At 49.3% G+C, this 12,338-nt stretch carries 12 protein-coding genes and 1 pseudogene; 8 read left to right on the top strand and 5 right to left on the bottom strand.

Going from position 1 to position 12,338, the window contains the following annotated elements; genetic code table 11:
- The 7 genes from R3177_RS08870 to R3177_RS08840 form a co-directional block, all read left to right on the top strand.
- On the top strand, positions 1–2,658 hold a 2,658-nt coding region (locus tag R3177_RS08870; protein ID WP_318970676.1), incomplete at its 5' end, for a pilus assembly protein.
- A complete protein-coding gene (locus R3177_RS08865) occupies positions 2,648–3,064 on the top strand; it encodes a type IV pilin protein (protein ID WP_318970675.1) in 417 nt (138 codons plus the stop codon). The genes R3177_RS08870 and R3177_RS08865, both read left to right, overlap by 11 nt.
- Before the next feature lie 77 nt (positions 3,065–3,141).
- Entirely contained in the window at positions 3,142–3,645 is a 504-nt protein-coding gene (locus R3177_RS08860; protein ID WP_318970674.1) for a prepilin-type N-terminal cleavage/methylation domain-containing protein, read from the top strand.
- Positions 3,645–4,598: a PilW family protein gene (locus tag R3177_RS08855; protein ID WP_318970673.1), complete on the top strand. Its 954-nt coding sequence runs from the start codon at positions 3,645–3,647 to the stop codon at positions 4,596–4,598. The genes R3177_RS08860 and R3177_RS08855 overlap by 1 nt, the downstream gene beginning before the upstream one ends.
- 99 nt (positions 4,599–4,697) lie before the next feature.
- Positions 4,698–5,081: a hypothetical protein gene (locus tag R3177_RS08850; protein WP_318970672.1), complete on the top strand. Its 384-nt coding sequence runs from the start codon at positions 4,698–4,700 to the stop codon at positions 5,079–5,081.
- Entirely contained in the window at positions 5,071–6,252 is a 1,182-nt protein-coding gene (locus tag R3177_RS08845) for a hypothetical protein (RefSeq protein ID WP_318970671.1), read from the top strand. Before R3177_RS08850 ends, R3177_RS08845 begins: the two co-directional genes overlap by 11 nt.
- Complete coding sequence (locus R3177_RS08840; protein WP_318970670.1) at positions 6,252–6,716, top strand: type IV pilin protein; 465 nt, start codon at positions 6,252–6,254, stop codon at positions 6,714–6,716. The genes R3177_RS08845 and R3177_RS08840 overlap by 1 nt, the downstream gene beginning before the upstream one ends.
- On the opposite strand, the gene R3177_RS08835 is transcribed toward R3177_RS08840, so the two are convergent.
- Both R3177_RS08835 and nadE read right to left on the bottom strand, forming a co-directional pair.
- Entirely contained in the window at positions 6,713–7,222 is a 510-nt protein-coding gene (locus tag R3177_RS08835; protein ID WP_318970669.1) for a GspH/FimT family protein, read from the bottom strand. The genes R3177_RS08840 and R3177_RS08835 overlap by 4 nt on opposite strands.
- Positions 7,223–7,355: 133 nt before the next feature.
- A complete protein-coding gene (nadE, locus tag R3177_RS08830) occupies positions 7,356–8,177 on the bottom strand; it encodes an ammonia-dependent NAD(+) synthetase (protein ID WP_318970668.1) in 822 nt (273 codons plus the stop codon).
- 144 nt (positions 8,178–8,321) lie between these two features.
- Between nadE and glnB the strand changes: the two genes are divergently transcribed.
- Positions 8,322–8,660, top strand: a complete 339-nt coding sequence (gene glnB, locus R3177_RS08825; RefSeq protein ID WP_318970667.1) for a nitrogen regulatory protein P-II — start codon at positions 8,322–8,324, stop codon at positions 8,658–8,660.
- 18 nt (positions 8,661–8,678) lie between these two features.
- On the opposite strand, the gene R3177_RS08820 is transcribed toward glnB, so the two are convergent.
- The 3 genes and pseudogenes from R3177_RS08820 to R3177_RS08810 all read right to left on the bottom strand — a co-directional run.
- On the bottom strand, positions 8,679–10,190 hold the full coding sequence (locus R3177_RS08820) for a deoxyribodipyrimidine photo-lyase (protein WP_318970666.1): 1,512 nt from the start codon (positions 10,188–10,190) through the stop codon (positions 8,679–8,681).
- 4 nt (positions 10,191–10,194) lie between these two features.
- Complete coding sequence (locus tag R3177_RS08815; RefSeq protein WP_318970665.1) at positions 10,195–11,589, bottom strand: DASH family cryptochrome; 1,395 nt, start codon at positions 11,587–11,589, stop codon at positions 10,195–10,197.
- Positions 11,586–12,338 (bottom strand): annotated as a pseudogene (locus R3177_RS08810) (cryptochrome/photolyase family protein); the annotation flags it as partial. The gene R3177_RS08815 and the pseudogene R3177_RS08810, both read right to left, overlap by 4 nt.

Genomic DNA, 12,338 nt, shown 5'->3' with positions numbered 1-12,338 from the left:
GCTGATAAGCAAAAATTTGCTAACTGGTTCACTTATTACCGTACCCGGCTACAAACAGCAAAATGGGGGGTCGGGCAGGCTTTCAGAAATGTTAATGGTGATGTCAGGGTAGGCTTTGGCTCACTGAACCATACTGGTGTGGTAAAACGAGATGTGCAAACATTCAGTCAAAGCCGCGCCGGGTTTTATACAGACCTGTACAGTCAGATTGCCAATGGCAGTACCCCTCTTAGAATCGCATTGAACCAAGCCGGTTTATATTATTCAACCAATAAGCCTTGGCTTGATAATCCGAATGATCCGCTCAGTCCAATTCGAAGCTGCCGGCAGAGTTTTACTATGTTGATGACAGACGGTTATTATAATGATGCGTATACCGGCGTTGGCAACGCAGATAACAGTACAGGTCCGGCGATTACGGGGCCGGGAGCACAGTCTTATCAGTATGAGCCAACGGCAACTTTTAAGGACGAATACAGTAACACATTGGCTGACATTGCAATGGATTACTGGAATCGTGATTTGCTTCCTTTGGTCGAAAACAGAGTGCCTGTTAGAGATGCCAGCTTAAATCCGGCATTTTGGCAAAACATGACGACCTTTGGCGTGTCTTTAGGGTTGGTAGGTACGGTTGACCCGGCCGCAGCAATAGAGTCAATCAGAACAGGTGATGCAAATATCTGGACTAACCCCGAGGGAAGCAACGCCGCAAAGCTGGATGATTTATTGCACGCTGCGGTAAACAGCAGAGGTAACTTTTTTAATGCGAATGAAGCTACTGAATTTGCCAGTAAATTAGAGCAGGCTCTGCTGCAAATTACTAAAGGTACTGGCTCAGCGTCGAACCTTGGTGGAGTAAGCACCAGTTCTCAAACCGGAGCGAAAGTGTTTCAGGGCCGTTATCAGAGTGAGGACTGGTCGGGCGACTTATGGACTTATGATGCTGATAACGGGATGCAGGTCGCATGGAAAGCATCAGAGGGCATACCAGCGCATGGTAGTCGCAACATCAAGTACTTTAAAGGTACTAGCGTCGTTAATTTTAATACGACTAATGTTACCAGCACTGAGTTGGCACTGACGGCAACAGAAGCAACGAATAAAGACATCCTGGTCAATTATTTACGCGGCGATCAGTCCCGTGAGCTCGGTCAGCAAAATGGCGTGTTTCGTCAGCGTAGTTCAGTTTTGGGGGATATCGCGCATTCGGCTCCGCTGTATGTCGGTGCTGCAGAGCGCAGAAATTACCATCGTAATGGCTGGCCGGAGTCTCCATCTTATTTAAGTTATATCGAAGCCAATAAAACACGTAAAGGTGTGGTTTATGTTGGAGCCAATGACGGTATGCTGCATGCATTTAGTGACGATGCCAGCTTAGCCGGTGGCGTAGGCAAAGAAATCTTCGCCTATATACCTAAAGCCGTTCTGCCCCGGTTAAAGCATTTGGCAGCCCCTGATTATCAGCATCAGTATTATGTCGATGGTGTTTTAGACGCTGGTGATGTTTACATAAATTCCAGCTGGAAAACACTGGTAATCGGAACCCTGGGACGGGGCGCGGCCGGTTCAATCAATAGTATATTTGCCCTGGATGTAACAAATCCCGCTGCTATTACACCACTTTGGGAGGTTGCTTATCCTGAGCTGGGTCAGAATACCGGTAAAGTGCTGACGGCCAGAAGTGTCAACGGCAACTGGATTGGTATTATTGGTTATGGTTATAACAACAGCACCAATAAAGGTGGCATCCTGGTATTTGATCTGGCGAGCGGCGCAACGATTAAAAAGATTGCGTTACCCAACAGTACAGTTACCCCAAATGGTTTTGGCCAACTGGAAAGCTGGGATGCCGACCTGGATGGTAATGTCGACTTTGTTTACGCTGGCGACTATCAGGGCAATATCTGGAAGTTCGATATCAGTAAAAGTAACACTAATCAGTGGGGAGTAGCGAACAACAGCAATCCTATTTTTACTGCCAGGGTTGGAAGCGTACCCCAGCCTATTACTGCTGGCTTATCAATTAGCCGTGAACCAAGCACTGGTAAAGTATGGATAATGTTTGGCACTGGCACATATTTATCTGTTGCCGATAAGCTTAATACCAACCAGCAAACAATTTATGGCTTCGTAGATCAAACTGATGCAAGCAACAGCACGATCACCTTGACCCGAAGTAATTTAAAAGCCAGAAGCTATCAGGAATCTGGTGATTTCCGGGCGCTGGAGGAAAGCACTGCGTTAGTGGATAGCGAAAAAGGCTGGTATATTGACCTGGGTGCCGGGGGAGAGCGGGTTGTATTACCGCCATTGATGATTGACAACGTATTAGTTATTAATACGTTGAAACCGGAAGATGATCCCTGTAAAGCAGGCGGTATCAGCTGGAGAATGGCAATAGATCCCTTTTTAGGTGGCCGTTTGAAACGCAATTTCTTTAATACAAATAATTTCTCAGACGGTGTGCCAACCAGCGGGGTAAAAACAGAGTCACCTACCGTGGGTTATACAGTTATTAAAACTGAAGATGCCAATGGTGACCCTATATACACTGAAGTGTCAGGCCAGGGTGATGCGTCGACGCCACCAAGCCGGCCAATAAATGTCGAAGCACTTGGACGTCGTCTGACCTGGAGAGAATTAACGAATGAACGGTAATAAACAAACAGGATTTTCTCTGATAGAGGTAATGATAGTGGTAGTGATCGTCGGTATTCTGGCGTCAGTTGCCTACCCTTCTTACCGTGATTATGTTCTGCGTTCCAATCGGGCAGCTGCTCAGGCTTGTCTGATGGAATTATCACAATTTATGGAACGAAATTACACTCAGTTTATGAGGTACGACTCTGAAGATTTCGCCCTGCCAGCATTGCAGTGCAGGGCCGATACTGCTGATACTTATACATACAGTAGTGTTCAGGGAGCACGTACTTTTACCATTACAGCTACGGCGACTGGACCCCAGGCCAATGACACTGGATGTACGATACTTGGGATCAATCAAGCCGGAACCAAGTTGGTGAATAATGCCAGTCTTGCTGCTGCGGTCGATGAATGCTGGTAATAAAGTTCACATAAATTTGATCTTTTGAAATATTGTTGTAACTTTATAGTTAAATATATTAACTATGGCATACGGACATGCAGTTGCAACGCGGTTTTAGCCTTGTTGAAGTTCTCATTACCTTACTGATTTTAAAAATAGGGTTGCTTGGTGTACTGGCCGGGCAAACCCTGGCTTTAAAGTATGTGATCGACGCTACCCAGCGAACCACCGCGGTAGCGTTAAGTGCGGCATTAGTGCAGGAGCTTGCTGCCAGTCTTAACAACCAACCCGCTTTTTCCGTTGAACTAAGTGCTGTCAGCCAGATTGAACTGCCAGCGTGTTCAGCAACCGTTTTATGCAGCAGTACGGAGTTGCGTGACTATCAGCTGGGCCGCTGGCAACAACTGTGGCAGCAGAATCTGAACAACAACACTACCCTTGCGCTCTTTGCGCCAAAATTCTGTTTACAGTTTGCTGATAACCAGCTGCAGTTACAAGCCAGTTGGCAACAACGCGCTAATGCCGGCAGTGCTACCAGTATAAGCTGTGAGGCAGGAGCGGGCCGCTCAGGGTTGGCTTTAACCGCCGGGATGCCCTAATGATGCCGGCCCGTGGTTTTTCACTGGTAGAACTGTTAATTGCCATGTTGCTTGGCTTGCTGCTGCTTGGCTTCACGATACAGATATTTACCAGTCTTAGCGTGTCATCGCGGCAAAGTCAGCAATTAGCCCAGTTGCAGCAAAGTGGTCAGCTGGCGCTGAATCTGATTCATAACGAATTACAGAATAGTGGCTTCTGGGGGGGTGTTGGTCTGAGTGATATTGCTGGTGCTGCCGTTGATATCGCATCACCGGCGCCTGACTGCGCAGAGGACGGACTGGACAGTGGCAGCTTTCCGGTTAACGGTGAAAAGTTTGCCAGTCTGTATGCCAAAGTTGCCGTAGCTGGTCGCCAGTTAAATTGCCTGACTTCGCTGGTGCCTGACAGTGAAATACTGCAGTTAAAGCGGGCCATTGGCCTGGCGGTAACCCGGGAGGAGTTGCGGTCAAACCGCTTTTATATTGCGCCGCACTGGCAGCAAAGTCGGATTGTTCATCAGGATAGTGCGGGGCTTGCTGCTGAAAACCTGTTTTACCCCTATCAGCATTTAGTTTTTTATATTCAATACCAGCGCCTTGATGATCAGACAGTGCCGGTGTTAATGCGCAAGCGACTGGTTCGCTCGACCAGCGGAATGGCAAGAATAGCAACGGACTCGGTAATAGATGGTGTTGAGCGGCTGCATTTTGAATTTGGTATTGATACTAACCTCGACGGCCGTTTAAATTATACGTTACCAACCTCGTTAATGACCAGTGCACACTGGCAGCAGCAACAGGGTCATATTGTCAGTATCCGGTTTTATATTCTGCTTCGTAGCCTGATGCCTGATCCCGGTTACGTTAATCAACAAACATATCAGATGGGAGTTCAGCGTTTTGACGCGCCGGGTGACCATTACCGGCGTCTGTTGCTGGCCGGCAGTGTGTACTTTAATAACGCCACTTTTTAATCATTGCCAGTATCTGCGTTCTGGAGCGGCAATAACGGGCTTAAATACCAAGTGCAGTAACTTGATTAACTGAGACACTACCTGAGACAGGGAGGTTTTATGCGGCAACGTGGTATAGCGCTGATAAGCGCTTTAATTTTTCTGCTGGTGATGTTGTTAATTGTCAGCACCAATTTATTTATCAGTCAGATGAGTATTAAATCAGCACAGGCGGCCCAGCAGCAACTATTGTTTGAACAGCGCGCCCTGATGTTACACCTGAGTTCAGTCCGTGCCGTACGCGATAACAGCAGCGAAGCGGAGTTCACACTATCGGGTCGTTGTCCTGCCAGCTATGCGGTCTGGTCTGAGTCAGTCATCGAATGTGATTTACTGACCCTGGCAACCCGTTCGTTGTCTGACGATAACCGTTTTGCGACCAGCTACCATTCGATGTTACTGCGCCAGCGAATTGCTGACAGTGAGGTGCGTTATGCAGAGTAACCAACCCCGCAAGGCCGTGGCAGCCCAAAAAACACCTCAGCAGGTCAACCCTTTTGTCAGATTAAGCCCGCTACTGGCGATTTTACTATTGAGTTTGCTGGCCGCGGCTGTATTTTGCTTCAGTGTGCTGGCGTTAACACCCGATTGCTGGCGCCAGCCGATCGAACCCCGTGTCCTGGAATTGGCAGGGCCAAGTCATGTTGGACCTTTGCAACGCGTTGTGCACCAGCAGGAACTTGATGGTGCTGGCCAGCTGACACTCTATTCAACTGACAGTGCTATCCTGCTGGACTCAGTCAGTGTCTGGCCACAGGCTGAGCATACCGGCATGGCCGCGCCTTTTTATATTGGTCCGGCTCCGGTAGACAGTAACTATGATGGTTTTACTGATCAACTTATCAGTACCGATGTCATGGGACGGATTTGGTTAACCAGGATCACCTCTGCCGGATTTGGCACCACTGAGTGGCTGGCAGACCTCAGTCACCCTGACTGGCGTTTTATTGGCAGTGCGGGTGTATTTGATGTCAGCTTACCATTACCGTTGCGCCCGGATAATGTAAGTGGCCGGCATCGTCTTTTGTTACTGATCGCCAGAAACATTATCAGCGGGGAAGATGCCCTGGTCGCGTTGCGGCTGCCGCATTTTCTGAATGAATCTGCCCCGGAACCCGTTCGGTTCGGGACGTTGTTGGACCGTACTTTATTAACAGCAGCTGAGCACGAGCATGGGTTGAGCCATGAACAATGGCTGGCCATTGTGGATAGTGCCGGTTGGTGGGCCAGGCTGGCAGGCCAGGTGACCCAGCCACCCAAAGTGGTTGCGGGGGTAATATACAGTGCCGTCGCAACCCAAAACTTCAGTGCTACCGAATGTGCGGGTCAGAATGCTGAACACAGTCTGGTGGCGATGAATTTGCATAGCGCCGGCCTGGTATATAACCAGCGGCGTTTTCGGCTGCTAAATGCTCTGGGACAGCTGACTTTGCAGCAACAGGCTGATGGTTCTGCCAGTCTGGTACTAGATGATCAGCAGCAACAGCAGCCGGTATTGACTGATCTTAAGATGATATCGCCCGCCTGTGCTGACTGCACTGAGCCACTGCAACTTGATCAGTTTCCGCGATGGCTGAAACTGGCTACTTACCGGCAAGAGACAGGAGCGCACTAATGTTTCTATTACCCATATTTAACCCTCACCATTGTCGGCGGAACACCCATCGCTATCTCAATATTATCTGCCCGGGCTTCAGCTTAATAGAGTTAATGGTTACGGTGGCGGTAATCGGCATAATCAGTGCCATAGCTTACCCTGCTTATCAGCAGTATGTACTGAAAACATATCGTGCCGAAGCCAGCAGATTATTACTCAGTGCGGCAAATATCCAGGAAAGGCAACTGGCTGATCATGGCAGCTATACTGATAATCTGCTACTGCTGGGCGTCGCAGCCGATGGCAGCAGCAGTACCGGTCGCTATAAGTTGCAGGTTAGGCTTGATGATAACAGCAGTTTTGAGCTGACAGCACGGGCTCAGGGGGCACAAACAGCGGACCGGGACTGTCTGATTTTTACGCTAGACCATACCGGTTCGCGCAATCGAAGCCAGCAATCGTCGTTATCCTGCTGGGATTAGCCGGGGCAGGGAGTTTGATGAAAGGTCAGACGGTTACGCCCCGCCTGATTCAGCACCAACTTATAATGCCAGTTAAAAGACGGCTGCGGGCAATAGTAAAAACTGCCATTCTCCAGCGCATTTAAACTGCCATCACGACGGAACTGTAGTTGGCTGCGGTTATACTTTAACCGGTGCTGGCTAAACACAGGCGGGAGTTGCCGCAATACAAATTCGGTACCGTTATGTGGATTAATTAAGCTCAGCACTAAAGGAAAAGTACGCCAGTCATTTTGGCATTCGTTACCTGAAAGCGGACACAATCTGACCGGCTGCTGACTGTTGGCAGCCTGGATCCGGGCATAGCCGAGGTGGCGGCTGAACTGCTGCATATAACTACCCGCCCGCTGCTTATTAATCAGCTCGGCCATCGCCGGTAAAGCTATTTGCAGCAGAATAGCCAGAATTGCCAGCCCCAGCAAAAGCTCCAGTAAAGTCAGCCCGCTCTGCCTTAAGCAGGGTTTCATTATTGCCCACCTTATAAGTTATCGTAAGTAATCAAAGTGTAGCAATGATATTTATAAAGTGTATTAAAAACTGGATTTAAACTGCGGCGCCAGCGGCTACTGGCGTTCGGATTTGCAGTTAATAACCGGGCAGCTAATCGTAAATAGTGGGAATAGGATCCCGCTTATGTTGTGTTTTCAGATAGATATTGATTAGGCGTTCGCGGACATCGTCAGATACCTGCTTTCCTTCCAGAAAGTCATCAATCTGATCATAGGTTAATCCCAGTGCTGCCTCATCGGCTTTTTGCGGGCTCAGGCATTCCAGATCAGCTGTCGGGATTTTGCCGACTAACAGCTCAGGTGCACCGAGTCTGGCGGCTATGGCACGAACCTGCCGTTTACTTAAACCAAATAACGGGGCTAAATCACAGGCCCCATCGCCCCACTTGGTATAAAAACCGGTAATATTTTCTGCTGAATGATCGGTACCTAACACCAGGCCATGGTGCAGCGCGGCGATATGATACTGAGCTATCATCCGACAGCGGGCTTTGACATTTCCTTTGGCAAAATCTGCTTTAGCTTCATTGCCTGTGCTGTAGTCAAGCGCTGCCAGTGTGCTGTGATGTATTGCATCAGCGGCATCCTTTATATTAACTGTGATCGCCTTAGTTGGTTTGATAAAACGGACGGCAAGTTGTGCTTCTTCCTCATCGTGTTGCGAGCCATAAGGCAGCCGCACGGCGATAAACTGATAACCGCCACCTTGCTCTTTATTTAATTCATCTACTGCTAACTGAGCCAGCCGGCCACAGGTGGTTGAGTCAACCCCACCGCTGATCCCCAGGACCAGGCTGGTCATCCCTGCGCTTAGTAAGCGCTGCTTAATAAACTTCACCCGACGGTTAATTTCATTATCAGTATCGATTTCTGGTAACACCCGCATTTGGGCAATAATATGTTCTGCCTGCATTTTGCTCAGCCCTTAGTTGAAAGTGCACATTATCTTAACGTATCTGACTACAATAGGATCAACTAATTAGTGTTAAAAAGCTGATGCGGGCGGTGGCTTATATTATACTGGCGCTATCTTCTGGCCTAAGCTACGGAAACCGTGATGAAAAAAATTGAAGCCATTATTAAGCCTTTTAAACTGGATGATGTGCGTGAAGCATTAGCCGATATCAATATAACCGGTATGACGGTAACAGAAGTAAAAGGCTTTGGCCGGCAAAAAGGCCACACTGAGTTATATCGTGGTGCAGAATACATGGTCGACTTTCTGCCAAAGGTTAAGCTGGAAATTGTGGTTGGCGAGGAGCTGGTTGAGCGCTGCGTGGAAGCCATCATGAAAACCGCCCAGACCGGCAGAATAGGTGATGGTAAAATATTTGTGTTTGAAGTGGAACGAGTTATCCGAATTCGAACCGGCGAAGAAGATGAAGAGGCTATTTAGCAAATTCCGGGCAATGTACTACCAGTCAAAACTCAGTTGATCCCTGTTTTTTGCTTCAATTCTGACAACTGGCCGCCGGCGACTGGCATGGCGTGTCATCACGGCTATTTTTTGTTGTTGCCAGTCGTTCTGAGGCTGGCTTAATAACCAGCTTTTCAGCTTGGCTCTCGCCTGCTGACTCGCATGCTCTGGATCAACAACCGGCGCAGGGTAGTCGCGGCCGATAACACAGCCATACTGCTGTTGCAAAGCGCCCGGCATCAGCCATGGGGTATGCAGCCAGCTGTCTGGGAGTCGTTGCAGCTCTGGCAGCCAGCGCCGGATAAACTGACCATCCGGATCTTTCTGCTGGCTTTGTTTAATTGGGTTATACATCCGGTTGGGGTTAATGCCTGTAGTGCCTGCCTGCATTTGAATTTGTGGGTAATGAATACCGGGTTCATAGTCAACAAAACACTGTGCAAGATGCAGCGCAACCGGCCGCCAGTGCAGCCATAAATGATAAGTCGCAAATGCCACCAGCATGGCTCTGCCACGAAAATGCAGCCAGCCGGTTGCCAGCAGGCAGCGCATCGCCGCGTCTATTAACGGAAAGCCTGTAAAACCCATACGCCAGGCATTAAAGAATTCGGGGTTAAAATCGGTTTCACGCATACCATCAAAACCACGGTGCATATTAAAAAACTCGATTGCCGGTTCATCTTCCAGTTTTTGAATGAAATGACAATGCCAGCGTAATCGACTGAAAAACGCCTGTAACCCCTGTTTGTGCCAGCCATCGTTTTGCTGCTTTATTGCCAGCAAACTATGCTGTTGCAACTGACGCAGGCTTAGTTGACCATAACTGATACAGGGGCTTAAGCGCGAGCAGCTGCTGCCGGCTTTAGCCGCTATTGAAATATGCTGCCGGTAATGACGGCTGCGGCGGCTGAGAAAACCACTGAATATATTTGCGGCCTCGGCCGGCTGTTGTAATAAACGAATAGCTGGCAGGTCGATAGCACGCTGTGGGGCCAGTGCCACCAAATGATCAGCGGCTGTGGTTAACCTTGGTAGAGCATTAGGGGTGGGGCACAGCGACGATTTAAGCCAGCTGTCTGTCAGTTCAAACCAGTTATCACGGTTTTTTAAATGACGAAACACGGCAAATTGCTGATATTGGCGCCACGGGATTTGCAGGCTTTTTAGTAAACGGCCTACGGCCAGGTCGCGCTGATAGGTCCACAGGTTACCGGTTTCCTGATGGCTGAATACCCCGGTAATGGCGTATCGCTGGCAAAGTTGCCGCAGCATTACGGTAGCGGCACCTTTAACAATGACTAACGGCTGCCCCAGTGCACTGAGCTGCTGGTTAAGCTGCTCAAGTGCCGGCGCCAGATACTGCCAGTGACGCAGTGAGACATCGGGTTGTTGCCAGTAATCGGGTTCAATAATGTAAACCGGCAGCACCGGACCCTGTCTGGCGGCATGCCATAATGGCTGATGATCCTCCAGCCTTAAATCCCGTTTAAACCACACCAGGCTGGTCATCTGTTCAGGTTATTTTATCAGTCAGCTTAGACAGCCAGCTTTGCCAATGTTCCGGGAGCTTAACATGACTGGCGGGCCGGTGGATAAGACTACCCGCAGCCGAGAGTTCAGGCAGCATGGCACGGACAAAATCACCGTTAGTGTCATAGCTCAGCGCTTGCTTAATGACGTTAAACTGCCGCTCACTACTATTACCATTACCGGCTATATAGGCCCAGTTGCCCCAGTTGCTGGCGACATCATAATCAAGCAGACGCTGTTCAAAGTACGCTGCGCCCAGTCGCCAGTCGATGCCAAGATCATGAATAAGGTAACTGGCAACATTCTGCCGCCCGCGGTTACTCATCAGGCCAGTGGTGTTCAGCAGGCGCATATTGGCATCAATAAAGGGTACGCCGGTTGTTGCCGTGCACCAGTTTTTGAAGTGGTTTTGCTCAGTCTCTGTCAGGCTGGGCGGACTGAAGTCCGGTTCGCCTTTTATCGCGTTTTTACTGAACCAGGCATTGCGGTATTTACGAAATTGCCAGCGGAAAAATTCCCGCCACAACAACTCAAACTTTAGCCAGTAGGTAGAATCATTGGCCTGATACTGTTGTTCATACTGCAGAATCTGCTGCCAGCAATAGCGGACTGACAGACAGCCAGTTGCCAGCGCTGCCGAGAACTTGCTGGCATAGTAGTCGCCTTGTAAGTCGTTACGGCTGTTTTTGTAATGCCTGATTGCCTGTTGCTGCCAGATATAGTCATCCAGCCGTTGTAACGCTTGCTGTTCATTACTGCCGGGCGGGTTTGATGGCTGACTAAATGCAGCTAACTGATTGAAGTTCTCGCAATAGGCACTGGTTTCTGCGGGCGTCAGCCAGCGCTGACCAGGTTGCGGCTGATATTCAGCCAGCGATGGTGCGACTTTAAGCAACGGTTCGTGCTGTTTGCGGAACGCACTGAAACTGTCGGGAAAACTGTTAAGTTCCGGGGTTAACGTGGTAATGCTAAACAGACTGTTTATGTCCAGCGTGGCAACCTGATAGCGCTTGCTCAGAGCATCGATAGTTTGCTGTTCACGATAACCGGTGGGTGTCGCCGTGACAATGTGGCTGGCGTTAACGGCGCTCGCCAGCGCCGTTAATTCAGACGCTGGCTGACCAAATAAGGTTACTAACCCGATATTAAAATCTGCCAGGCGCCTTTTTGTATCAGCAATCAGCCGCCAGTGTTGCTGCAGCCGCAGCAGGCTGGCACGGGCTAAGCCATATTGCTGGCCAAAGAAAGCGTCAGTATCCAGGCAGACCACTGCGACTGATGGCTGGCGCTGCTGATTGCTCTTTGCATCAGCACCCTGCCACAGCAGCGGGTTGTCATGCAGCCGCAGCGCCTGATCCAGTAAAATCAGCCGGGTCATAGCTGCTCCAGTTTAATCAGATAATCTGCAGCTTTATCCCTTAACGCCTGTTGTTGTGCTGGCTCTTTGTTAAACCAGTTCTTATAAGCCAGCTGCATTCTGGCATTGCTGCCAAGCTGTTGCTCATGTCGGGCCAGAAAATCCCAGTACAGCACATTAAACGGACAGGCATCATCGCCGGTGCTGTCTTTTACCTTGTAATGACAGTGCTGGCAGTAATTGCTCATCCGATTGATATAAGCGCCACTGGCGGCGTAAGGTTTAGACGCTAACACTCCTTCATCGGCATATAAAGCCATGCCAAGAGTGTTCGGTAATTCTACCCATTCGTAGGCATCGGCATACACTGCCAGATACCAGTCAGTCACTTCTGTTACATCAAGGCCGGCTAACAGGGCAAAATTGCCGGTAACCATCAGTCGCTGGATATGGTGCGAGTAAGCATGAGTCAGAGTATGACTGATAGCCTGTTGCATACAGCGCATTTTAGTTTTGCCATCCCAGTAATAGCCTGGCAGTGGTCGTTTCGCATTAAGAAAGTTGCGGTTTTTATAGTCCGGCATCAGTAACCAGTACAGGCCCCTGACGTATTCACGCCAGCCGATAAGCTGGCGGATAAATCCTTCAGCAGCATTAATCGCTACCTTATCCTGCTTATAGGCGGCTTCTACTTTCTGACACATCCAGCGTACATCCAGTAAACCGCAATTGAGGTAAACGGAGCAAATGCTATGAAACAGGAAGGGTTG

Source organism: Arsukibacterium sp. (assembly GCF_033722355.1).
GTDB lineage: Bacteria > Pseudomonadota > Gammaproteobacteria > Enterobacterales > Alteromonadaceae > Alishewanella.
The sequence above is the reverse complement of the archived record's forward strand: the minus strand, read 5'-3'. Positions and strand labels throughout refer to the sequence as shown.